20 protein-coding genes and 1 pseudogene are annotated in these 22,213 nt (G+C 49.1%); 10 read left to right on the top strand and 11 right to left on the bottom strand.

Features of this window, described 5'->3' with window-relative positions:
* Positions 1-120: 120 nt before the first annotated feature.
* The 3 genes and pseudogenes from LC084_RS11115 to LC084_RS11105 form a co-directional block, all read right to left on the bottom strand.
* A pseudogene (locus LC084_RS11115) lies at positions 121-492 on the bottom strand (TRAP transporter small permease); the annotation flags it as partial.
* Between the two features lie 178 nt (positions 493-670).
* Positions 671-1,657, bottom strand: a complete 987-nt coding sequence (gene dctP, locus LC084_RS11110) for a TRAP transporter substrate-binding protein DctP (protein WP_226571306.1) — start codon at positions 1,655-1,657, stop codon at positions 671-673.
* A gap of 32 nt (positions 1,658-1,689) precedes the next feature.
* Positions 1,690-2,871: a glycoside hydrolase family 88 protein gene (locus LC084_RS11105; RefSeq protein ID WP_226571305.1), complete on the bottom strand. Its 1,182-nt coding sequence runs from the start codon at positions 2,869-2,871 to the stop codon at positions 1,690-1,692.
* Positions 2,872-3,142: 271 nt separating this feature from the next.
* On the opposite strand from LC084_RS11105, the gene LC084_RS11100 reads away from it, so the two are divergent.
* The 3 genes from LC084_RS11100 to lpxP all read left to right on the top strand — a co-directional run bounded on the left by LC084_RS11100 (position 3,143) and on the right by lpxP (position 6,603).
* Positions 3,143-4,231 carry a LacI family DNA-binding transcriptional regulator gene (locus LC084_RS11100; RefSeq protein WP_226571304.1) on the top strand — a complete coding sequence of 363 codons (1,089 nt, stop codon included), beginning with the start codon at positions 3,143-3,145 and terminating at the stop codon, positions 4,229-4,231.
* A 278-nt stretch (positions 4,232-4,509) separates the two neighbouring features.
* Positions 4,510-5,088 (top strand): NlpC/P60 family protein, encoded by a 579-nt coding sequence (locus LC084_RS11095; protein ID WP_226571776.1) that lies wholly within the window; start codon positions 4,510-4,512, stop codon positions 5,086-5,088.
* A gap of 603 nt (positions 5,089-5,691) precedes the next feature.
* Positions 5,692-6,603 (top strand): kdo(2)-lipid IV(A) palmitoleoyltransferase, encoded by a 912-nt coding sequence (gene lpxP, locus LC084_RS11090; RefSeq protein ID WP_226571303.1) that lies wholly within the window; start codon positions 5,692-5,694, stop codon positions 6,601-6,603.
* Positions 6,604-6,845: 242 nt separating this feature from the next.
* Here lpxP and LC084_RS11085 read toward each other — a convergent pair whose 3' ends face one another.
* Positions 6,846-7,661: a sugar phosphate isomerase/epimerase family protein gene (locus tag LC084_RS11085; protein ID WP_226571302.1), complete on the bottom strand. Its 816-nt coding sequence runs from the start codon at positions 7,659-7,661 to the stop codon at positions 6,846-6,848.
* Positions 7,662-7,755: 94 nt separating this feature from the next.
* Positions 7,756-8,934, bottom strand: a complete 1,179-nt coding sequence (locus LC084_RS11080) for an oligogalacturonate lyase family protein (RefSeq protein ID WP_226571301.1) — start codon at positions 8,932-8,934, stop codon at positions 7,756-7,758.
* 172 nt (positions 8,935-9,106) lie between these two features.
* Here LC084_RS11080 and LC084_RS11075 point away from each other — a divergent pair, with 172 nt between their 5' ends.
* From LC084_RS11075 to LC084_RS11060, 4 genes are all read left to right on the top strand, one after another.
* Positions 9,107-10,690: a hypothetical protein gene (locus tag LC084_RS11075; RefSeq protein WP_226571300.1), complete on the top strand. Its 1,584-nt coding sequence runs from the start codon at positions 9,107-9,109 to the stop codon at positions 10,688-10,690.
* Between the two features lie 275 nt (positions 10,691-10,965).
* Positions 10,966-11,553, top strand: a complete 588-nt coding sequence (locus tag LC084_RS11070) for a sigma factor (protein ID WP_226571299.1) — start codon at positions 10,966-10,968, stop codon at positions 11,551-11,553.
* A 61-nt stretch (positions 11,554-11,614) separates the two neighbouring features.
* Positions 11,615-12,658, top strand: a complete 1,044-nt coding sequence (locus tag LC084_RS11065) for a permease (RefSeq protein WP_226571298.1) — start codon at positions 11,615-11,617, stop codon at positions 12,656-12,658.
* 13 nt (positions 12,659-12,671) lie between these two features.
* Positions 12,672-12,911, top strand: a complete 240-nt coding sequence (locus LC084_RS11060; protein ID WP_226571297.1) for a thioredoxin family protein — start codon at positions 12,672-12,674, stop codon at positions 12,909-12,911.
* Between the two features lie 46 nt (positions 12,912-12,957).
* On the opposite strand, the gene LC084_RS11055 is transcribed toward LC084_RS11060, so the two are convergent.
* Entirely contained in the window at positions 12,958-13,251 is a 294-nt protein-coding gene (locus tag LC084_RS11055) for a YciI family protein (RefSeq protein ID WP_226571296.1), read from the bottom strand.
* Between the two features lie 180 nt (positions 13,252-13,431).
* Here LC084_RS11055 and LC084_RS11050 point away from each other — a divergent pair, with 180 nt between their 5' ends.
* Together LC084_RS11050 and LC084_RS11045 are read left to right on the top strand one after the other, a co-directional pair.
* The gene (locus tag LC084_RS11050; RefSeq protein ID WP_226571295.1) at positions 13,432-13,989 is read left to right on the top strand and encodes a tetratricopeptide repeat protein; all 558 of its coding nucleotides are present in this window, start codon (positions 13,432-13,434) and stop codon (positions 13,987-13,989) included.
* 113 nt (positions 13,990-14,102) lie between these two features.
* Entirely contained in the window at positions 14,103-14,558 is a 456-nt protein-coding gene (locus LC084_RS11045; protein ID WP_226571294.1) for a GNAT family N-acetyltransferase, read from the top strand.
* A gap of 5 nt (positions 14,559-14,563) precedes the next feature.
* Here LC084_RS11045 and LC084_RS11040 read toward each other — a convergent pair whose 3' ends face one another.
* Together LC084_RS11040 and LC084_RS11035 are read right to left on the bottom strand one after the other, a co-directional pair.
* Positions 14,564-14,920, bottom strand: a complete 357-nt coding sequence (locus tag LC084_RS11040; protein WP_226571775.1) for a hypothetical protein — start codon at positions 14,918-14,920, stop codon at positions 14,564-14,566.
* A 167-nt stretch (positions 14,921-15,087) separates the two neighbouring features.
* The gene (locus tag LC084_RS11035; RefSeq protein ID WP_226571293.1) at positions 15,088-15,714 is read right to left on the bottom strand and encodes a DapH/DapD/GlmU-related protein; all 627 of its coding nucleotides are present in this window, start codon (positions 15,712-15,714) and stop codon (positions 15,088-15,090) included.
* A gap of 390 nt (positions 15,715-16,104) precedes the next feature.
* On the opposite strand from LC084_RS11035, the gene melB reads away from it, so the two are divergent.
* On the top strand, positions 16,105-17,451 hold the full coding sequence (gene melB / locus LC084_RS11030) for a melibiose:sodium transporter MelB (protein ID WP_226571292.1): 1,347 nt from the start codon (positions 16,105-16,107) through the stop codon (positions 17,449-17,451).
* 76 nt (positions 17,452-17,527) lie between these two features.
* Here melB and LC084_RS11025 read toward each other — a convergent pair whose 3' ends face one another.
* From LC084_RS11025 to LC084_RS11015, 3 genes are read right to left on the bottom strand one after another with little or no spacing between them, the layout of a single operon-like run.
* Positions 17,528-19,018, bottom strand: coding sequence for an aldehyde dehydrogenase (locus LC084_RS11025; RefSeq protein WP_226571291.1), 1,491 nt, complete (start codon positions 19,016-19,018; stop codon positions 17,528-17,530).
* Positions 19,011-20,654 carry a GMC family oxidoreductase gene (locus LC084_RS11020; RefSeq protein ID WP_226571290.1) on the bottom strand — a complete coding sequence of 548 codons (1,644 nt, stop codon included), beginning with the start codon at positions 20,652-20,654 and terminating at the stop codon, positions 19,011-19,013. Before LC084_RS11020 ends, LC084_RS11025 begins: the two co-directional genes overlap by 8 nt.
* 11 nt (positions 20,655-20,665) lie before the next feature.
* A complete protein-coding gene (locus LC084_RS11015) occupies positions 20,666-22,072 on the bottom strand; it encodes a purine-cytosine permease family protein (RefSeq protein ID WP_226571289.1) in 1,407 nt (468 codons plus the stop codon).
* Positions 22,073-22,213 lie beyond the last annotated feature (141 nt).

The raw sequence follows: 22,213 nt of genomic DNA, 5'->3' as shown, positions 1-22,213 counted from the left end.
CCACTCCCACACTGGCGTTGCGGAAAATTGGCTGGTGGCAAACACCACTGCGGCCAGGCCCAGCCCACATACCAGGCCTTCCAGCAATGTGCGCAGTGAACAGCCCAATTCGCGTAAGGCAAATAACACGCGGTGGATAATCATAAATACGCCGCACAGCACGACAGCACCATGCAGCGTGCCAACCGAAACTTTGAGCATGGGCGTCAGCATCTGGCTGTTCTTTTCCATTGCCTGCCAACCGCCAGCCAGCAAAATCAGCCCTAAGGCGATAATCAGCATGTTATTAAATTGCATCATCCAGCGTTGTGCTGTGGGGCTGGCACGGTCAAATAATATGGGCAGGCTGAGGTGGCGAGTGCCGTTAAAACAGAGTGCAGCGCCAATTAATCCCAACCAGATCAGTGAAAAGCGCAACAGTTCTTCTGACAGGCTGCTGGGTGACTGAAAAAAATAGCGGGTGATTACACTGTAAATAATCAACAGACTCATGGCGGCTAGCAGGCAAACCATAAAGCCCGTGAGGATTAGTGACAGTACATGCTCAACACGGTGCAACCTGCCTGCAGCCAGAGGCGCAGGTTGCTCTGCAAGGCTCGGGGAAGTTGTCTGGTTCATTGCGTGGTCACTCATTGTGAGCCGGGCGTGCTGTGGGCGCACGCCGGCCAGGTTAAACATCCAGTTCGCGGTCTTCTATTGCGAAAATGCGTTCCAGTGCTTCACGTTTATCCGGGTCTTGCATGGCATCGCGCCACAGGGGTTTCATGACTTCAATGAGCGGCGCTTTATCGATGTCGGTAATCACGACCCCCATTTTCTCTTCCGCCAGTTTTTCGGATTTTTTATGAGTAGCATCAATTAAGTTGATGGAGTGTTCTGATGCCGCGTGCATTGCTGTGCGCAATACGCCCATGTCTTCATCAGAAATTGTTTTTATGGCGCGTTGGCTAAGTACAATAAAATCTGTCAGGCGAGTTTGCTCACTGCGCACCCCATATTTAGTGACTTCACCAAATTTTATTTCCCATAAGCCTGCCAGGCTGCCTTCCGCCCCATCGACCATACCTTGTTGCAACGCACCGTAAGTTTCAGTGAATTCCAGTGGTACGGGGATGGCACCCATAGCCTGTATCATGCGGATGTAGGTGTCTGAAGCCATGGTGCGGATTTTCAAACCACGAATATCCTCAATGCTGTAAATGGGTTTGGATGCATGGAGGCTGCGAAAGCCATTGCTGATATACCCTAAAACTTCAAAGCCATTTTTTTGGGTGGTTGCCAGCAACTCGTTGTGCATGTAGTCGCTGCTCATGACTTTGTGGTATTCCTCAAGATCACGAAAGATATAAGGCAGGTTAATAACGCCGATTGCAGGTTGCAGGTTTTCCAGCATGCCACTGTTGAGCATGCCCATATCAATTACGCCACTTTGCACTTGTGAAATGTACTGTGTTTGACCGCCTAACGCGCCATTCCAGTAAACGCGAATATTTACCCGGTTGTCGGTACCGGTTTTTACTGCATCGACAAATTCTTTAATGACCTGGCCTGTTGGGCTGTCTGATGGTGTATTGGTAGCCAGTTTGTAGGTGCGAGCCTGGGCACTGAAGGACAGTGCCGTAGCAAGTAGGGCAGTAATCAGAAGACGGCTTTTCATTATGTTGTTCCTGTTCTGATGTAGGGGAAGTGTTATTTCCAGAAGAAGTCGCTATAACCGTTGGCGCGCATCAGTGCTTCCAGATAGTAGTAATCGCCATAGGGCAGCATGTTGTTGCATAACCCTTCTTTTACGAAAGATGCACCTTCACTCAGCAACCCTTCAGCTTGTGGGTTACCCGCCAGGCAGCACTGGTCTACAAGGCTTGCGAGCATGGTAGTTCCCGCGTGCTGGTAATAATCCTGCTGGGTTTTGTCGGTACAATGCTGGGCGATTAATAACAAACCCGAGGCTGTGATAGCGCCAGCGGATGAGTCGCGCCAGGGTTTTTCATGCTCAGGAAGGCAGTAATCCCACAGAGGAATACCATCTTGTGGTAAATGGGCCAGGGCGTAATCAGCCAGGTGTTTTGCGGTTTCCAGCCATTGAGCGTCCCCGGTGTATTCATAAATTTGCGCATAGCCATGAATGGCCCAGGCCTGGCCGCGAGACCAGCAAGAATTATCGGCATAACCCTGAAATGTTTCCCCGCGAAGCGGTTGCTGAGTTAATGGGTCAAATAAGAAGCAGTGCCAGGTGCTGTAGTCTTCGCGAATAATATGCTTTTTCAGGGTATGCGCGTGTGCGAGAGCGGCTTCGCGATAGACCGGGTTGGCAGTGACAGCGGATGCCCAGAATAATAAAGCGAGATTTTGTAGCGAATCGATAATAGTGCGCCCAAGGGTTTGTTCCAGCCCCAGTTCATGGTTTTCATTCCATGCCACCAGGTATTTCCCTACCCGGCGAAACCGCCCCAGTAATGTATCTGCCGCTTTTAGTGCCATCGTTTTGCTGGCTTCGCACCCAGTGAGTTTGTACTGCGCCACACATGAGAGCGAAAACTGGAACCCAAGATCATGATCCATCCATTCGGGATGATCGAGCAGGGTTTTGAAGTAAGGGTGGCGCATGGCTGCACTGTTGCGTAACCGGCTTTCCCCTGTGACTTTGTATGCCAGCCATAGTTGCCCGGCCCAGAAACCACACACCCAGTCCCTTGGTGGGCAAAACCGGTATTTAACGCTGTTATCCCAGCCTATTTTGGGGTTGCGGTCGCCAATGCGGCGGACATTATTTAGCACCGCACTGCATGCGTCCTGTAATGCATTTTCCAGTTTTTCATGGGGAATTTGAGCAGGAGTAAATAGATCAGAGGTATCAAAAGCAGCAGACATAATGCGTTCCTGTATTAAGTGAATAATCCATTTTTCAGCCAGACCAGGGTAACACTTGTCTTCTGGATCACGTCGTGATCGTTTTCTCAGTTTTGAAAATTTTCTTTATTAGGAAAAGTTTCCTATAAATTTACCAATGATTTAACGATTAAATTCGACCATTATTTAAAATAATGACAAAAATGACCGATTCGGGGTAGGATTCAGCATTAAGAAACAGCAGGAAATGATGCTGTTTGGGAAATATTTCCTTGTGGCAGGAGAGTGAAGGATGCAGCCGGAGCATAAAACAAAAAAACCAACGCTGGCCGATATCGAAGCGCTGACTGGGATTTCTAAAAGTACGATTTCTCGGGTTCTCAATAACAGTAAATTTGTTACACCCGACATCACCGCTAAGGTGATGGCCGCGATTGAAGAGACTGGCTACAAAAAGAATACCCCGAAACTACAAACGGGTATCACCATTAGCCGTATAACATTGGTGGTGGGCGATTATGTTGGGTTGTCTACCGGGTTTTATTCTTATCTGATAAGCCATATCAAAGAAGAAGCACAACGGATTCACCTGAACGTTGAACTGCTGGTATTGCATGATATTCAGAACGCAGAGGCTGTTGCCAGCCAGGTGGCAGGGCAGGAAGCTATTTTGCTTCTGGGGTTGGATGCGCCAACAGTGCTGGAGGTGATTCAGGCTCAGGGAATACCGGCGGTCATTATTAATGGCGCTGATTTGAATATGGTCTCTTCTTGCGTGTCGCCGGATTACACCCTTGGTGCAATGATGGCGACCCGGCATCTTATTGAAGCTGGTCACCAGAACATTCGTTTTATTACTGCAGGTTACCGTCACTCACTGTTTCAGCGTAAAGCGGGGTTTATGCGTGCGCTGGAGCTTGCTGGTATGGGGTTTGATGTCAGTTCGCAAGTGTTGACTCTGGAAGATTACGCCCGCCATCAGATGCACAACGAAGCGCTGGCTGTGGAGATTGAAGCTGACAGGGCTGGTGGCGATTTTGGCGCAGCACAAGTGATACCTCATGCGTTGTCCCATGGTGCTCTGGCTGGTGCAACGGCGTTATTTTGTGTCAGTGATATGGTGGCAATTTCGGTTATGGACTGCCTGCGCCAGGCTGGAGTTGACGTTCCCGGTTCAGTTTCTGTTGTCGGGTTTGATGATTTAGCTATCTCGTCACTGACTTCACCGCCACTGACAACGGTACGAACAGATTTTACTGCATTAACTAAATCGGCCGTGCACTTGCTGGTGACGGAAACTGGCCAGCAGCATGATTTCAGCGTGCGGTTGAATACCCAGGTGCATTTTGTCGCCAGGCAGTCAGTAAAAATGTTGAAATAATGCAGTGGGTATCATGGTGGTTGGTTGAGGGAATATATTCGTCAATCACTTTTTTATTCTTGCCGGTTTTCCCTGAAAATGGGGAAGCCCTGAGGCCCTGCATTATTGCGGGTTGGTGATTGCAGTGTGCTATGAGGTTCTTAATATTGGTTTATTTGTAATCACTTGTAATGATTGCTCATTCAATGAAATGCCTTAAGCATAGTATTCCAATAATTCATTCTTTAGGATGAGTACCACTTCTTATAATACAGCCCACTGAAAATGATAAAAAAATGATGATTTCCCGACAACCTGCTGCCGTTTTTGGACTGTTATTTATGTTATTGGCGGGCTGTAGTTCTCAGCCAGTACATCAGGGAAAGGATACAACAGATTTACAAGCTGATGATCAATTTTCTTCACATCAACAGCCTGATTTGATTAATGTTATCGCCGCCCTGCATGACCAAATGGGCGAGTGGAAGGGAACACCCTATCATTGGGGGGGAACAACACTGAAAGGTGTTGATTGCTCGGGGTTTGTCTGGCGTACCCTTAAAGACCGCTTCAATCTTGATATTAGCCGGGTAACAACTGCACAGTTAATTCATATGGGGCACAGGGTAAGCGAAGAGCAATTAGAGCCAGGTGATTTAGTCTTTTTCCGTATTCATCATGAAATGCATGTCGGCTTTTATGACACCAAACACCATTTCCTGCATGCGTCTTCCAGCCGTGGAGTGATGCGTTCTTCATTGGATAATCCTTATTGGCAAAAAGTATTTCTGGAAGGCAGGCGTTTACCCGGTGAATATGGTGCGCAAATATCGTTTAATTATGGTAATAACACGTCCGAAAAACTGGCTGATGAATAACTTGGGTCTCGCGGTATAAGGTTATTACAAGCGCTTGTCGGCCCGGCTGGTATCTGTACTTTGCCCATACGCTGTGCGGCATGTCATAACCGGTTGTGACATTGCTACAAACCTGCCCACCAGCATGGGTCTGTGCGCCTGTAACTCGCGCAGGTTCTGGTGCTCCCCATTCTCTCTATGGAGGTTTACCGGTTTTTTCTGGTGAATTGTCCTGGCGAAGAAAATAGGCGTATGTTTTCTTGGCAGAGAACCTTTGCTTTTCCATAAGAAGCCTGAAGGGAAACGCAAGCAGAGGCTGGGGGAATAGCCTCAAAATCATCCTAATCTGAGTGCGTAACAATGGCAAAAAAAGCCTGTCAGAACAGGGGATAACCGCAAGCACATTTTCTCTCCTTTTTCTTTACAAAAAATATTGTCTTTACACCATAGTCAAGGCCATTGTTGTCGGTTACTTTAGGCGCCGGAAAGACGTAATCACTGGCAGGGATAATTTCCGGATGGGAGAATAATCCTTGTGGTCGTACCGCATAAAGACAGATGAAGAAATTCGTTTTTGCCTTACGCGTTACCTGTTTTAAACGCACTTTTATCAGGAAAAAACAAATGTCTTCAGGTTTCTGTCGTTCATTTCTTCACCCACGTTACTGGTCGCTCTGGTTTGGTCTGGGTGTCCTTTGGGCCATGGTTCAGTTGCCTTACCCTGTGTTGGTTAAAATTGGCAGCACTTTGGGCCGGGCTTCTCGCCCATTCTTAAAACGCCGTGAACGCATTGCCCGGCGCAATATTGAATTGTGTTTCCCCAATATGTCCCAGGCTGAGCGTGAAAAGCTGATTGAAGATAACTTTGTCTCTTTGGGCATGGGGCTGGTGGAAACCGGGATGGCCTGGTTTTGGCCAGATTCACGGGTGCGCAAGTGGTTTGATGTAGAAGGCTATGGTCACTTAACTGCTGCTCTGGATAGCGGTAAAGGTGTTATGGCGGTGGGTGTGCACTTTATGTCTCTGGAGCTTGGTGGCCGGGTAATGGGGTTGTGCCGCCCAATGATGGCGACTTACCGCCCGCATAACTCCCCGGTAATGGAATGGGTGCAAACCAAAGGCCGCCTGCGTTCGAATAAAGCCATGATTGACCGGCATAACCTTAAAGGCCTGGTAGCTGCGCTGAAGAGTGGTGAAGCTGTATGGTTTGCCCCGGATCAGGATTACGGCCCTAAGGGCAGCCTTTTTGCTCCGTTCTTCTCCGTGCCTGATGCTGCTACAACAAATGGGACTTATGTCTTGTCACGTTTGTCTGGTGCATCCATGCTGACGATTACTATGGTTCGTAAGGCTGCCGGGAAAGGTTACCGGCTGTATATCAGCCCGGCAATGACTGACTACCCACAGGAAGATCAGGCTGCTGCCAGTTACATGAACCGGGTTATTGAGCAGGAAATTTTGCGTGCGCCTGAGCAGTATTTGTGGGTGCATCGCCGCTTTAAAACGCGCCCTGCTGGCGGTGGTTCCCTGTATTAACAGCGAATACTGGCAGATAAGCTCAGCGATATGTAATAAACCCCGGCAGGTGCCGGGGTTTCATATTGATGAAAAAGAAGGAAAAGCGTGGTTTTCCCTTCTTTTTAGTTAGCAGCCGAAAATCAATAAATTGATTTTCCTGGTTTTTTATTGGGTGACATCCTCTCGTTCTGTGCGGATATGAGGTTGGTCAACAGACTCAAACCCCGGCAGGTGCCGGGGTTTTGTTTTTTCTACTCTGCTTATAACGCTCTTAAACGCTTTAGTAACGGCCCTGCTCCCTGAATAACGGCTTCTTTGGATGGCAGACAGAAACATTCGAGTGATATTGCCCCTTGGTAACCCGCTCCTTGCAGCATGTTATAAATGCTTTCTACGGGCAAATGGCCATAGCCGGGGAAGTGCCGGTTGGAATCGGCAAGGTGGACATGGTGCAGGCGTGAGCCCATGTGCGCAATTGCGCTGGCGAAATCCGGATCTTCAATATTGGCATGGAACACGTCCCACAAGATACCCACGTTATTGGGTGCATCGCTTAATGCCATAAATTCCATCATATCGGCAGCGCTGTGCAGGTGGCTTATTTCGTAGCGGTTAAGCGCCTCAATAATGATGGATACATCGCACTGCCGGGCGTAGTCCACACAGGGCTGCATGGCTTCAGCCAGCTGGTGAATGTATTCCACTTTGCTCATGGCGCGGTCTGGTGCGCGTAGTGAACCCAGAGTGACCTGGCTGCCTAACAGTGCCGCAGCATCAATATGTTCACGTAAACGCTGCTGTGTTTTACGTACCACGTTTGGGTCGCTGGATAATAGCGAAAGGCCATCACGTTTGCGGGCTTGCCCGGTGGCTATTGTGGTACAACCCAGCCTGAATTGGTCGAGCTGTTGCTTTAACTGGCGGATATCCAGCCCATCGTAATCATTAATGGTCAGTTCAGCTGCATCAAAGCCGCTATTGGCAAGCCAGGCAAAACCTTGCTCGAGTTCATGTGGGGCAAACGGTGAGAATATCGCGTCAAACCGGCAAGTTAGTGTTGCACTAAAGGTAATCATATTGTGCCTGTATTTTGTTTGCGGGGCCGCAGAGCCAGGTTAACACTGGCTCCGGGCTGGTCCTTATGTGAAAAACAGTGCTAATACGCTGGTATCAACCCTGAATCTGTTGCAGCACATCTGCCGGAATTTCGGCCAGGTAAAGTGCGGGTTTGCCGTCTTTATCTGAGCTAAACAGCACGTGTTTTTCATCGGGAGTAAAAGAAGGGTGCGGGTGAGTGACCTGGCGGTCGCCATCCAGAACTTCCCAGGAAGAACTATGGCGAGCTACTTTGTGATACTGCTTTTTCCGCAGGTCAAATAGCCATAAATAAGGATCTGTGGTGTCTCCGTAACCTTCAGCATCGGCCATATCAATAGGTTTGCCTGAGCCATCACCCACAGCAAGGGTACCGTCATCATTACTCATTACATGGGAGCAAGGAGGCATTGCCAGCAGTTTTTCATCCTGCCCGGTTTCACCATCTACCCGGCACAGGTAACGTACCGGGCTGTCTTTCAGGTAGGTTACATACATCAGTGAAGAACCATCCGGAACCCAAAACTCGTGGGTGTAGCTTTCACCTGCTGCTGGCTGTTTTGCTTTGCGGATATTGGTGCCATCTTCATTCATCAACCACATCCGGGTTTCCACCTGGTCCAGTGGGCCTTCGTGGCAGAAGGCAACGGTGTTGTCGTCGAAGGGGCGGTAAATGGGGTGGCCAAGCCATTGGTTGTCTTCAAGTAAAGTGTCGCGTTCACCTGTTTTCAGATCGATACGGATTACACGGCAGCGCGGGTTTTCTGCGTAAAACTCCTGAAATACGACCCAGTCGCTAATAGGGCGCCAGCTATCACGGTGAATTTCGACACCAACCAGTTTATCGCAGGCGGAATTTGCTACCCATGTACCATAACCTACCCACTCTTGCGGAACCTGATAGACAGATTCTTCCTCAGCAGTGGCAAGGTTGACACGCCGCAGATTACGCTCGTTTTTCACATAATAGAGCCAGTTTTCATCGGGTGATAAAAAACCACCAAAAGTATTATCGCCCGGCCCTTCAGTTAATTGCGTTGCAGTTTTTCCCGCTAAATCGAGCAGGTAGTAATTACGGTGGCCATCAAATTCAGCACCAAAAATTAATTTTTTCCCCTGGTCGAGAAAGCATTTCTGATAAAAATAATTACGGTGGCAGATAATATCTGGCGGTGTTAAGCGAACTACTTTGGCACCCGTGTCTTCATCCACGTAGTAGTGGTAATCCAACTGGATAGTCATTCCTTTAGCCATGTTTTATTTCTCCGTTAACTCAGTTTTGTGGCAGAGCCGTACTTGATTGAAGACTGGCATACAGCCTTATTATTCAGACTGCGCCATGTTGTGTGGTGGCTCTGTAATTCAGCATTTGACGCACTGCACAAGGCTCATTACCATCCCGGTTGAATTTTGCTCAAGGACGGGAATGATGAATACGGTAGTGCCCCAGTTATTATTGGAAATCAATTCGCCTGATATCTGGCATTGGCCCTTTTTTCTGGAAATGGCTCAGGTTGCCAGGGAGTACCGTTTTCAGGGTATTGTCATCAACCAGCAAACATTACTGGCGCAACTTGCGGCTCCTTCGCCACGTTGCCGGCCTACTGATATCATTAATCTGTCTTTATCCCGTGACCATGCTCTGCGCCATTTGCAAAAGATTGGGGAATATTGTGAACGCCACCATTTGCAGCTTTGGCTCCAGGGGGAAGCAACACCCGATAGCCCGTCACTGAAAATGAAATTCCCCGAGTTTTTCCTGGCAGATAACGACACTTCTGCGTTTATTGCCTGGTTCTTTTCCGAAAGCATCCCTCAGATCCTGTCTGTTCTGCCTGCCGTGCGTGGGCTGCGGTTATCTCTTGCCACACCGGATATTCCTGATGCTGACTGGCAGGCATCTTTGAAGGCGCTCTACCGTGGTGTGCGTGCAACCGGGCGGCAACTGGTACTACGCGACTACCGCGATACCACATGGCCGCGCCATATGCTGCGCGATGCCCTGTCTGGCCTGCCTGTTGATGTACGCGCTTCGCTCAAAGCCACCGAACTGTCTTACCGCCCTGGGTTTGCTGGTAACCCCAATTTGTTAAGCCTGCCTACAGGCCATAACTGGCTGGAGCTGGATTTATGGGGGCTGGACTATGGCTGGTCCTTACTCCCTTGTTATTTGCTGGAAGAGTTCCGCCAGCGCTTATTGTGGTTAAGCCAGTATCCAGGTTGTTATCCAGAAACCATTACAGTGCGTATTAACTGGGAATGGCTCCCTGAATTGCAGTTATCTGCATCAGTTAATGCCCTAAACCTGTATGGCCTTGCTCACCTCATTCAGGATTTATCCGCACCGACGGAACACATTGTCCACCAGTGGTTGCAACACCAGGCCGAAAGCGTTTTGCCTGGGCCAGAGCTTGAAGCCTTGAGTAACATACTGACCACCAGTTACGAGTGGAGTTGTAAAACGCCGAATCTGCTGGGGCGTGTTTTACAATGCCGCAGCCAGTTGCCATTGAACCTTGAACATGCTCTGGCACTGCTGCACCTGGACACGCGTAATGCTAATTGGGCTCAGTCTTTTCAGCCCCTTTTACCGGGTGATGACAGCGCTCTTGGCCAGCAACAATGTGAATTAATTGGCCTTGAGAATGAGCGCATTACATTCCTTGCCGAACGGATGTATTCCCGTGCTTTGCGCCTGCTGACTGATTCCGCTTTACCTGAGCCTGCCCGGTTACGCTTTGCTGGCAGTATGGTTCGGGCACAAAAATATTCTCAACTGTTCACTGCGTTTAAACATGCGTTGGTGCTTAAGTTGCGCCTGCGCAAATATGGACAAAATCAGCCAGACGTTCAGGCATTGTTTCGCCAGGCTCTGGGCGACTTCCGCCTGTGCAACCAGTCTCTGGAAACCTGGCTTCAGCGCCATGGCGCACAGCACCCCCTGGCTTTTGCTTCGTTACTCAATACCCAACAGATTTCTGGGTTAATTCACAGCCTGGAGCACGATTAATCTGTGGCATCAGCATGACGGGGGCGGTGAGGGTTGTGAACACCTGAATTGCTCAGGCCGCCACGGGTTTGGGGGTAACAAGCATAAAAAGTGACTGTCTTCACAGAACATGATGTTTTCACGTGAAGTAGATCACGTTATTTGCTGGTATTTTTGTGAGCCGGTGCAGGGCTGCGCAATGCCGTGGGAAAAGTTACGGAAATGCGTGTAACTAAACAGTTTGCCTGTTATCTGCGGCGTATTCTGCAACCACCTTGTGCGTGGATGAGTTGTTTATGACTGACGAGCAACGTAGTGTACCGCCATGCCTGAAAGCATCCTGGGGCTGCTTTTCAAATGAGCTTCGCCGTTGGTTGTTGCCGCAGTTGCCTGCCCAAATCAGCGTGGATGATGTGATTCAGGATGTGTTCTTGCGAGCACTTTCCTGCCACGGTGGGTTCTGCACCATACACAATCCACGCGCCTGGTTTTACCAGGTGGCGCGCCACTGCCTGGCCGATATATACCGGCGCGACAGGCATTATGTTCCACTGGAACTGGCTCCTGAATGCGAAGCTGCTGCGCCTGAAAATGGGGGCGTGGCCGTGATTGATCAACTGGCTCACCAATGCCTGCCGCGGGTGCTCAGTGAATTGGCTGAAGCTGACAGTGATATTGTCCGCAGTTGTGACCTGCTAGGGGTGACAGTTGCGAAGTATGCAGTAACGCACCAGTTATCGCTCCCGGCGGCGAAGTCCCGCTTGTTGCGTGCCCGGCGGCGTTTGTACCAGGTTATGTGTCAAAAGTGCCAGGTGCAAACAGACCAGAATGGTGCGGTATGCCGGTTTGTTCCCCGTAATTCCTCTTCTCCAGTAATAAAATAATCTGCATCTTTTTCTGCTTTGCTGCGTCTTCTTAACAGGAAACTGGGCTTAGGAGGAAAATATGTGCCATTTAGCGTTGTTTCAGCGTGCGCTACGGCGCTGGCCTGCTGTTTGGCTGCTGGTGGGCGGCGTGGTGTGGGTGGCGCTGTATAGTCTTCTTTATCCACTTTCGGTAGCCCTGGTCTCTCTATTGCCTGTAGCGCCTGGCGGCCATGCCAGCCAGGCGCTGCAATTCTTTCTCTACGACACACCCAAAGTGTTGTTGCTGCTGACCGGGGTGGTGTTTGTGATGGGGATGGTGAATAGCTATTTCACCCCAGAAAGAACCCGTGCATTGTTGGCAAGACCTGGTGTTGTGGGTTCACATGTTCTGGCAGCTCTGCTGGGGGTGGTGACACCTTTTTGCTCTTGTTCTGCTGTACCGTTGTTTATTGGGTTTGTGCAGGCAGGGATCCCACTTGGGGTGACATTTTCCTTTCTAATTGCCGCACCCATGGTTAATGAAGTTGCGCTGGTTTTATTGTTTGGCCTGTTTGGCTGGCAAATAGCACTGCTTTACCTGGCGATGGGGTTGTCTGTTGCTATGGCGGGTGGGTGGGTTATTGGCAAACTTAATATGACCGGTTACCTCGAAGACTGGGTTCGGGAGATGCCACGTGTTGATGCCAGCGTAGCCCAGGAACAATATCCGTTGATTGAATTAATAAAACAAGGGCGGCGGGCTGTAAGAGAAATAGTAGGGCGGGTCTGGCCTTTTATTTTGGCGGGGATTGCCGTTGGCGCACTGATCCATGGTTATGTGCCGGAAAATATGATGGTGAGCATTATGGGAAAACAGGCCTGGTGGTCTATTCCGCTCGCGGTAGCCGCGGGTGTGCCAATGTATGCCAATGCTGCCGGGATACTGCCAGTGGTTCAGGCTTTGTTAGCCAAAGGTGCAGCATTAGGCACGGTCCTGGCGTTTATGATGAGTGTTACGGCCTTATCACTTCCTGAAATGGTGATTCTGCGCAAGGTACTGAAATTGCGTTTGATTGCCACGTTCACGGGCGTTGTGGCCTGTGGAATTGTGTTAGTCGGTTATGTATTTAACGCGCTTTTTTAACAGGAGAAAACGGATGAAAAACATCAAAGTGTTAGGTTCCGGATGTGCTAATTGCCGCAAGACCTGGCAGGTCATTGAGGAGGTAGCCCACGATGCAGGGGAAACCATTCAACTGGAAAAAGTGGATGCCATTGAAGAAATAGCACGCTATGGGATTTTACGTACGCCTGGTGTGGTGATGGATGGAAAAGTGGTGCATAGCGGTGGTGTGCCTGAGCGTGAAAAAGTAGCGCAGTGGTTTGGTCACCATTAATCCAGCAGGCGAAGCATAGGGAAAAAATGGCTTCGCCTGTGCGTCATTACAGCAATGATTTTAGTGCATCGGCACACATGCTGGGTTCGAAGGCGGTAATGACTGTCTCTACTAATTTATTTTTGGAAAAGGGATCGTGCTGCAATCTTTCAATAAGCGATTCTTTATTGGCACACTGTGCCAAAATAACACCGCCCACACGGGGAACCTGGCGGCCCGAGGCCAGAAATACTCCATCGGCATAGCCTTGTTTCAACCATTCAATATGCGCCGGAATAAGGGCATCAACCTCTTCCAGTGGTTTGATATATTTTAATGTCACAACATATATTGTCGGCATCGTTATTTCTCCGTTCTTTAATATAAAGCGTTTATCTTACTGCAAACTTAATAATTGGCACGGAGTATTTGTAGAGAACTGCTTGTTTTATATGGTTTTCATTTGTGGAAAACTTCAATGTATTAGGAAAATCTGATATAAATAATCCCCTTTAATGAACAATACCACTGGGAAAAAATAATGAAATTACGTCTTTTAGCGCTGATTATGGGTGTGGCTGTTAGTGGCCAGGTACTTGCTGCTACTGCACTGGAAAAATTACAACAACAGGCAGAGCAGGGAGATGCTGAGGCTCAGTGCCAGTTGGGCCTGGCGTATGCAAAGGGTGAGGTGGGTAAGCCGGATATGAAACAGGCCGAAACCTTGCTGCAAAAAGCAGTGGACCAGAAAGCGACCTGTGGTTACCTGATACTGGGCGCATTCTATGGCGAAGTACAGCATGATTATAAAAAGAGCCGCCCACTGCTTGAAAAAGCCGCCGCACAGAACTCAGCACCAGCTATGATTGAACTGGGCAATCTTTATGAATATGGCCAGGGTGTGGATAAAGATTATAAAACTTCAACTCAGTGGTATGCGAAAGCTGCAAAACTGGGGAGTGAGGATGGTAAATACAAACTTGCACTGTCTTACTATTACGGTAAAGGTGTGGCGAAAGACGAGAAAAAGGCAAACCAAATGATGGACGGCTTGTGCAAAAAAGGCGCAGACCGTGCTTGTGAATTCATGAAAGATTAACCGCATACAGCACTGCTATTCAGGCTGGTAAAATGGCGATATTTTCCCAGCCTGTGTTTTGTGCTTCACCTCTGGTTTAACGTTATACAGGGAATAGTAAGCAGGGGGGGTTTATGGCAAGAGCAGAAATAACCGGTGCCGAAAAAGCAGATTTACCGGTGTTATGTCAGCTATTTAACCATGCACGTGAAACCAGCGCGGTGTTTATCAAAAAACACCATACCGACAGTGAGTTTGCCCGGTTAATTGCCGGTGAACAGGTAGTTGTTGCCCGCCTTTCTGGCTCAGTTGCCGGGTTTGCTGCTGTGTGGCTGCCGGATACTTTTCTTCATCATTTGTATGTTGCCCCCGCTTGCCAGCATAGGGGAGTGGGAACTGCGTTACTGGAACACTGCTTGCAGGAAGTGGGCGAGACACTTTCACTGAAATGCCTGGTGGCTAATATTTCAGCCTGCCAATTTTATGAAAAGCGGGGATTTGTGCAGCAGGGGAAAGGGGTAAGCCCTGAAGGCCGCTATATTCTGTATGCCAGAACACCGTTTGCGGCCATCAGGGGGCTCAGAGGGTAACCAGGTTATTCACTGACTTTCTTTTTCAGTGTTTCAGCGCCGTCTTTGGTGGCATTCCACCCTTTTTCGGCCCCTTCTTTTGTTGCATCCCAGCCTTTCTCAGTGCCTTCTTTGGTTTTGTCCCAGGCTTTCTGTGAACCTTCGCTGACTTTACTACTCAGCGTGTCGCTTTTGCCTTCAGCGGCATGTTCCGATTTAAGCTTCAGTTCATCACCTTTGTCTTGTGCCTGATGCAGTTTTTCCTTTGCGGTATTGGCACCTTCGTGCGCTGTGGCAACGGTTTCGTCAGTTGCGTGGGTTGTTGCGGCAAAAACCGGAGATGCCAGCAAAAGCGCAGATAATACCATTACTGTTTTTTTCATCATTTCCTCACTAAACATGACCAGTACATGAGTGGTAGTGAGTATGGCGCAATGAAATCGGTGATGCATTAGGAATAAACCCTAATTTAATCATTGGGTTTGTGCGAGGCTTTCTGTTGCTTGTATGGGAACCGTGATGCCAGAGCTGGTGCTCTGGCCTGGGGGATTTATTGGTTTGGTGCCAGCCACTTTGCACAAAATGCTTCAATATTTTCATTCTGAAAGTCTGCCAGCCGCTCAATAATGGTATCCAGCGGCCAGTTCCACCAGGCTATTTGTTGTAACTGCTGTGCCGTTTTTGGGGCAAAGCGTGGGCGAATGACTCTGGCAGGAACACCACCCACCACGGTGTAAGCCTCTACATCTTTGCTGACAACCGCTCCTGCGGCAATCACTGCGCCATCGCCAATAGTGACACCCGGTAGCACAATGGCACCATGACCAATCCAAACATCGTTACCAATAGTGACTGTAGCGGCGCGGCGGCGGGCAAAGAATGCATGGTCTCTTTCTGCATGCGGGGAATAGTACTCCGGGCAGTAGGTGATGCGGTGCTGAGCCGGGCGTGACATTGGGTGATTGGGTGCGCCAATCCTCACCTGGTTGGCAATCGCAGTGAATTTCCCGATAGTTGTATCGGCAACGGTACAGTACTCACCAATATATGAAAAATCCCCCAATGTGCTGTATTCCATGGCGGTTGCGGCCAGAATTTCACACTGCTGGCCTGTGTGGCATTCACGCAGTCGTACACTTGGGTCAATAAAGGTTGCTGCAAGTTTAATGGGTTTCATTCTGGTTAGGTGCTCATGTTTTTTGTTTGTGGAGCCAGGTTTAGTGTAGTGGGGGTCTGTGTAGGTAACATGACAGGCTGGAAGTGAGGTGCGATGCTGCGGAGAAAGGAATATTCACCAGCAATGATTGCCGCCACTATTTGCTGGGGCTGGCAATCTATTACTAATTTTTGATAGATAAACCTTATTTTTCTTCTGTGGTGTATGGATTAAAAAAAGCGCGATATCTCATTTTTAAATTTTAAATGTAAGCGTTTCCATCGGAAGGGTTTTGGTCACAGCAATAAAAAAACAGGAAGTTAATATCAGCATCTGATTAACCATGGTGAAACATCGCTACCCGGTGTTTTGGCTAAAAGAAAAATGCGTTATCTGTATTGAGGGATACATATGTCAGAAGGGATTACTCTGCAAACTAAATTATCATATGGCCTTGGTGCATTAGGGAAAGATTTTGCTTGTGCGCCTGTTTATATCTTTTTAATGTTTTATTTTACCGATGTGGCTGGGTTGCCAGCGGCTTTTGTCGGAACGGTTTTTTTAGCTGCACGCATTATTGATGCTATTACAGACCCGGTTATGGGCATGATTGTGGATAATACCCGCTCAAAATACGGTAAGTTTCGCCCATGGATTATCATTGGCACACTTTTGAATGCCGTTGTATTTATTGGCCTGTTCAGTACGCACTTTTTTGAAGGCCCAGCTCTCTATATTTATGCAGCAGCAGCCTACATCCTGTGGGGGTTGACTTATACCATTATGGATATTCCATACTGGTCAATGATTCCGGCATTGTCAGCATCCCGGCGCGAGCGTGAAAAGTTGGTTGTATGGCCCCGCTTGTTTGCCAGCCTGGCCTGGTTTATCACCGGGGCTTATGGTTTATATATTGTCGGCAGACTGGGCTGTGGCGACCAGGGAGCAGGTTTCTTTAATGTTGCGTTGTTGATTGCAGTGCTGTTTATTATGAGTGCATTTTTAATCGCACGGAATGTAAAAGAAAAAACCAAATCTGAGTCTGAAAAGGCAACAGAGAAATTTGGTTTTAAAGATGTTGTTAATATTATTGTTAAAAATGATCAGCTGAAAGCGTTAATCGGCTCTGTATTGTTTTTTCAGATAGCCAATTTGTTAGTTGGCGGCTTTGCTATTTATTATTTTTCTTACGCAATTGGAAATGCAGAGTTATTCCCCGTTTATATGATGGTGGCGGGTGTTGCTGAGGTCGCGGGTGTATTTTTATTTCCCCGAATAGCTGCAGTTCTCCCTCGTAAAAATTTGTGGTTTATAGCATGTGGTTTCCCTATTTTATCTTGCCTGCTTTTGTTAGCAATGGGCGTAATTTCACCAGCTAATGTATTAATTATTGGACTGGCTGGGGCTGCCATTAAGTTTGGTGTAGGAATTGCGAATGCACTTCAAACGGTAATGCTGGCCGATGTTGTTGACTACGGGGAAAGTAAAACTGGCCGGCGGAGTGAAAGTGTTATTTTTTCAGTTCAAACAATGTTGGTGAAATTTGCCGGTGCGGCTGGTGGGTTTATTGTTGGTGTGGGGTTATCTGTTGTGGGTTACGAGCCTGGTGTTGAACAAGCACCTGCTACTGTTATTGGGCTGGAATTTATGATGATAGGGCTGCCTGCGATTTTGATGCTGGCAAGTGGTGTGATTTACCGCCGTTACTACCGTTTGCATGACGGTTTTATTCATAATAGCGCGAACAATGTAATGTGATTTGTTGTGAAAACTTATGAGTATGCCTGTGGCATGGTGCGCTTTTGGGGAAGCCCCAAAGCGCACTATTACAAGGCTAGCGCAATGCCAGCCAGGTGGTTTTCAGCTTGGTGAATTTGTCAAAAGCATGCAAAGAGAGGTCGCGGCCAAACCCTGACTGCCGGTTGCCACCAAAAGGTACTGTGACATCAAGCGCATCTACGGTATTAACTGATACGGTGCCTGCATTAAGCTTGCGGGCAACCCGGTGAGCCTGATTCAGGTCGTCAGTCCAGACCGATGCGGCAAGGGCATAAATATGCTTGTTGGCAGACTGAATCGCCTCAGGCTCTTCGTCAAACACTTTTACTGCCAGTACCGGCCCGAATACTTCCTCGCGCCATAAAGCGGCATTTTCATCGCGGATTTTAATTACTGTGGGTGAGATGTAATTGCCTGATGCTTCAATTTCACAAGCAGTGCCACCAGTGAGCAGTTCACCGCCTTGCTCAAGAGCCGTAGCAATAAAACCCAGCACTTTCTCTTTATGAGCAGATGTAACCATGGCACCCATTCTGGCTTGCGGCTCCAGCGGGTGCATGGGCTGCCAGGCGTGCAGTTTGCTGAGCAGGGCTTCAATAAAGGCCGGGTAGATTGAGCGTTCAACCAGCAACCGGGAGTTTGCAGAGCACACTTCCCCTTGATTAAAACAGATACCAAACGCGGCTTTTTCTGCTGCTTCATCCAAATTCCGGCAATTGGCAAAAATAATATTGGCACTTTTACCACCACATTCGAGCCATACCTGTTTCAGGTTAGACTCGCCTGAGTATGCCATGAACGCTTTGCCAACCGTGGTAGACCCGGTAAACGTGACCACATCGATATCCTGATGTTTGCCCAGTGCGGCCCCGGCTTCAATGCCAGAGCCTGTTACAACATTCAGAACGCCTGGGGGTAACCCTGCTTCCAGTGCCAGTTCAGCCAACCTGATGGCGGTAAACGGGGCGTTTTCTGAAGGTTTCAGAATAACGCTGTTACCTGCTGCCAGCGCCGGGCCAACTTTCCATGCGGCAATATCCAGCGGGAAGTTCCACGGCACAATGGCGGCAACCACTCCAATGGGTTCGCGGGTGATGGTGGCGAGCGAACCAGGCGGTGTGGGGGCAACTTCACCGTAAATTTTATCGATGCTTTCGGCATACCAGGCAATCACGTGGGCCGCGCCGGGTATATCCCCGTTCAGCGCATCCATTACTGGTTTCCCCATACTGGCGCTTTCCAGCAGCGCCAGTTCTTCTTTATGCTCAAGAATCAGTTGTGATAGCCGCAGCAATGCTGCCTTACGCACCTGCAATGGTTGCCCGGACCAAATGCCCGAATCAAATGTACGCCGTGCCGAATGCACCGCTTCATCAATATCTGCTTTCTGGCACGCGGTGACCTCTGTGAGGACTGAACAGGTAGCAGGGTTGATGACCGGTAACTTTCCGCCATCTTTGGCAAAGTAACGCTCACCATTAATCACTGACCAGGAACAAAACTGTTGATTGTTCAGGCGGTTTTCCCAGCTTTGTCTGTTATGCATACGCTTGCTCCTCGTGGGCGACACCTTGCGGTGTTGTGGTTGCGTTGAGGATCATATGTGCGGCGCGCTCGCCAATCATGATTGAAGGCGCATTGGTATTGCCGCTGATAAGGTCAGGCATAATAGATGCGTCAGCAACCCGCAGATTATCAATGCCATAGACCCTGAGTGTTTCAGGGGAAACGACACTCATGGCATCATTTCCCATCTTGCAGGTGCCAACCGGGTGAAATACGGTGGCACAGTTTTCTTTCACGTACTGCAGCAGTTGCTCATCGGTCTGTATCTGTTTACCGGGCAGCATTTCCTTGCCGCAAAACGCGGAAAACTCAGGCTGGGCAAGGATATTTCTGGCAGCTTTTATCCCTTCGACCAGTACACTGGCATCGGATGGATCCGCAAGGAAGTTAAAATCAATTTCAGGCTGTTTTTCCGGCGTAAGGCGCAGCGCACCGACAGATTTCGGGCGCAGAACACAGGTATGAATGGCATAACCATGCCCCCATTCAAACAGGCGACCCCGGTGGCTGCGATAACCCGGTACAAAGTGGAACTGAATATCCGGGTGATGCTTGGTGAAGCGGGTAGAGGCAAACCCACCGGCTTCGACATAGTTGGTGGTCAGCCAGCCTTTGCGCCGGAACAGGTAGCGGAATGGCGAGGTGAGAATAGGTTTCCATGCCGCCAGTGAGAAGCCGAGCGTTAATGGATTGCGGGTTCGCACTGTAACCAGGCCATCCAGGTGATCCTGCAAATTTTGCCCAACCCCTGGGAGGTCGTGGGCAACGGCAACACTGGCCGCCTCCAGTGACGCCCGCGGGCCAATACCCGATTTCATGAGAATATGCGGGGAACCAATAGAACCGGCACAGAGCACCACTTCCCGGCGGCACATTAACTCAGTTGGCGCATCACTTCCTTGTAAAATTACTTTGGCACCAGCAACCGCTTTTCCTTTGAGAATCAAAGTATCTACCGTGCAGCCCGTTATGACTGTCAGGTTGGGGCGGTTCAGGCAGGGATGCAGAAATGCGCGGTAGCTTGATAACCGTTTGCCCTCTTTTTGGGTCACATTATAGATACCAACACCTGGCTGTGATGCGCCATTAAAATCACTATTTTCCGGCAAGCCTGCCCGCACACCTGCCGCGACAAACAGAGCAGACACCGGGTTGGTGTCCCGCGGTTTATCAACCAGTAATTCGCCATTAAACCCGTGGTATTCGGGAGACTGATTGAGCAGGTTTTTCTCTGAGCGCTTAAACCAGGGCAGAACATCCTGCCAGCCCCAGCCTGGGCAACCTTTCTGTTCCCAGCGGTCATAATCTGAGGGTAACCCTCTGATATAAATCATGCTGTTCATGGATGATGAGCCACCCAGCGCTTTACCGCGCGGAACATGAATTTGCCGGCCGCCCAGCCTCTTTTGTGGTGTTGAGTAGTAATTCCAGCTGTATTTCTGGCTTTTATATAGCGTGATGGTTCCGGCCGGTGTCTGGATGCGTGGCGTGGCATCGTTACTGCCCGCTTCAACCAGGCAAACACTCAGCTCGCTGTGCTCAGAAAGCCGTGCGGCAAGAACCGAACCTGCAGAGCCGCCGCCAATAATGATGTAATCAAATTCGTTTTTAGTCATTGCTGGCTCTCTCAGGATTTAACGGATGATACTTGTACGGCAGGCTGAGTGCGGCACAGCAGGTAATAAACCGGTGATACTACCGCCAGGCCGATTATCCAGGAAATATCTGCGCCACCTAACATTGTGGCTGCCGGGCCGGTATAAATGGCCGTGGACATAAATGGGACTTCAACAATAATGCCCAGCAGGTAGCAGAAAATAGCTTTTGAATTGAAGTAGCCATAAATGCCGCCATCCCGGCGGAAAAACGAGGCAACGTCATAATTGCCGTGTGCGACCAGGTAGTAATCCACCAGGTTAATGGCAGTCCATGGCACCAGTACATAGAGCAGCATCAGAATAAAATTGGTGTAATTGACCAGGAAGTTTTCCTGCCCATAGATTGCAATTAAGACTTCAATGAGCACCGTAATAATGGATACGGCAATACGTGCGCCGGAAAGAGGGGACCATTTAGGGAAAAAAGTCTGGCCCAGTGTGAGTGTACACAGCACACCGCAGTACAGGTTCATGGCATTAGTGGCGGCAATACCAACAGCAAACACGATGATAACGGTAGAAGACAGCCCGCCTGTCATATTGACAATGCCGTTGATTAAATCACCATCGCCAATACATACGGAAACCAGAATACCGAGGATCATGGGGAACAGGGAGCCAAGAACACACCCCAGGTAGCTGCACCAGAAGACACTTTTTTCACTGATGTCTTTCGGCATATAGCGCGAGTAATCAGAGACATAGGGGGCATAAGCCAACTGCCATAATGCAGCAATGGAAACGGCACCCAGGAAACCACTCAAATTAAAATCACCGCGTGCCAGAAAATTGGCCGGTAACCCGGTGACAAAAATTATCCACACAAAGGCGGCGACCAGGATAATACCTGAAACCCACGACATCACTTTGGTATAGGCGTGGATCAGGTTGTAGCCAAATGCACAGGCAACCAGGCTCAGCAGTGCAGAAACAATTATCCCCATATTGGTGGATACGGGTGCATAAATGGCATGCAGAGACTGTCCGCCCAGCACTAAATTAGAGGCCAGAAAGCCGATATACATGATGACAACCAGTGCCACGACCAGCACAGAACCATAGGAGCCGAACTGGCCACGGGTTTGCACCATTTGCGGCACGCCCAACTGCGGCCCTTGCGCTGAGTGGAGTGCCATAAACAAACCACCGGCAAGGTTGCCAATCAAAACCGCAACGGTCGCCCACAAAAACGATAAATGGAAGATACTGACAGCCAGTGCTCCGGTTATCACCGTGAGTAGCATGATGTTGGAACCAAACCAGATGGTAAACAGGTTCTGTGGTTTACCGTGGCGCTCATTGAGTGGAATAGGCTGGATAGTGCTTAATTCAATGGTTGTGGTACTGGCACTGTCTACAGGTTTATTTGTCATCATTGTTATCTCATAAATGAATCAGCAGGTTTTCTCCGGCCAGAGGTTTTCACCCCAGGATTAGTGAAAACGTTACAATAACGTTGACCTGATGTTGCAACAGGTGACGCATGATATAAATGATGAAAAATGTGGGTAGTGCCT

Source organism: Mangrovibacter yixingensis, from assembly GCF_020523985.1.
Taxonomy (GTDB): domain Bacteria; phylum Pseudomonadota; class Gammaproteobacteria; order Enterobacterales; family Enterobacteriaceae; genus Mangrovibacter; species Mangrovibacter yixingensis.
Note: the sequence above shows the minus strand (reverse complement) of the source record. Positions and strands in the feature narration are given on the sequence as shown.

Bases quoted from the DNA above. Each gene is read 5' to 3' on its own strand.
- dctP (WP_226571306.1), bottom strand. From the start codon at position 1,657: ATGAAAAGCCGTCTTCTGATTACTGCCCTACTTGCTACGGCACTGTCC.
- LC084_RS11105 (WP_226571305.1), bottom strand. From the start codon at position 2,871: ATGTCTGCTGCTTTTGATACCTCTGATCTATTTACTCCTGCTCAAATT.
- LC084_RS11100 (WP_226571304.1), top strand. From the start codon at position 3,143: ATGCAGCCGGAGCATAAAACAAAAAAACCAACGCTGGCCGATATCGAA.
- LC084_RS11095 (WP_226571776.1), top strand. From the start codon at position 4,510: ATGATTTCCCGACAACCTGCTGCCGTTTTTGGACTGTTATTTATGTTA.
- lpxP (WP_226571303.1), top strand. From the start codon at position 5,692: ATGTCTTCAGGTTTCTGTCGTTCATTTCTTCACCCACGTTACTGGTCG.
- LC084_RS11085 (WP_226571302.1), bottom strand. From the start codon at position 7,661: ATGATTACCTTTAGTGCAACACTAACTTGCCGGTTTGACGCGATATTC.
- LC084_RS11080 (WP_226571301.1), bottom strand. From the start codon at position 8,934: ATGGCTAAAGGAATGACTATCCAGTTGGATTACCACTACTACGTGGAT.
- LC084_RS11075 (WP_226571300.1), top strand. From the start codon at position 9,107: ATGATGAATACGGTAGTGCCCCAGTTATTATTGGAAATCAATTCGCCT.
- LC084_RS11070 (WP_226571299.1), top strand. From the start codon at position 10,966: ATGACTGACGAGCAACGTAGTGTACCGCCATGCCTGAAAGCATCCTGG.
- LC084_RS11065 (WP_226571298.1), top strand. From the start codon at position 11,615: ATGTGCCATTTAGCGTTGTTTCAGCGTGCGCTACGGCGCTGGCCTGCT.
- LC084_RS11060 (WP_226571297.1), top strand. From the start codon at position 12,672: ATGAAAAACATCAAAGTGTTAGGTTCCGGATGTGCTAATTGCCGCAAG.
- LC084_RS11055 (WP_226571296.1), bottom strand. From the start codon at position 13,251: ATGCCGACAATATATGTTGTGACATTAAAATATATCAAACCACTGGAA.
- LC084_RS11050 (WP_226571295.1), top strand. From the start codon at position 13,432: ATGAAATTACGTCTTTTAGCGCTGATTATGGGTGTGGCTGTTAGTGGC.
- LC084_RS11045 (WP_226571294.1), top strand. From the start codon at position 14,103: ATGGCAAGAGCAGAAATAACCGGTGCCGAAAAAGCAGATTTACCGGTG.
- LC084_RS11040 (WP_226571775.1), bottom strand. From the start codon at position 14,920: ATGAAAAAAACAGTAATGGTATTATCTGCGCTTTTGCTGGCATCTCCG.
- LC084_RS11035 (WP_226571293.1), bottom strand. From the start codon at position 15,714: ATGAAACCCATTAAACTTGCAGCAACCTTTATTGACCCAAGTGTACGA.
- melB (WP_226571292.1), top strand. From the start codon at position 16,105: ATGTCAGAAGGGATTACTCTGCAAACTAAATTATCATATGGCCTTGGT.
- LC084_RS11025 (WP_226571291.1), bottom strand. From the start codon at position 19,018: ATGCATAACAGACAAAGCTGGGAAAACCGCCTGAACAATCAACAGTTT.
- LC084_RS11020 (WP_226571290.1), bottom strand. From the start codon at position 20,654: ATGACTAAAAACGAATTTGATTACATCATTATTGGCGGCGGCTCTGCA.
- LC084_RS11015 (WP_226571289.1), bottom strand. From the start codon at position 22,072: ATGATGACAAATAAACCTGTAGACAGTGCCAGTACCACAACCATTGAA.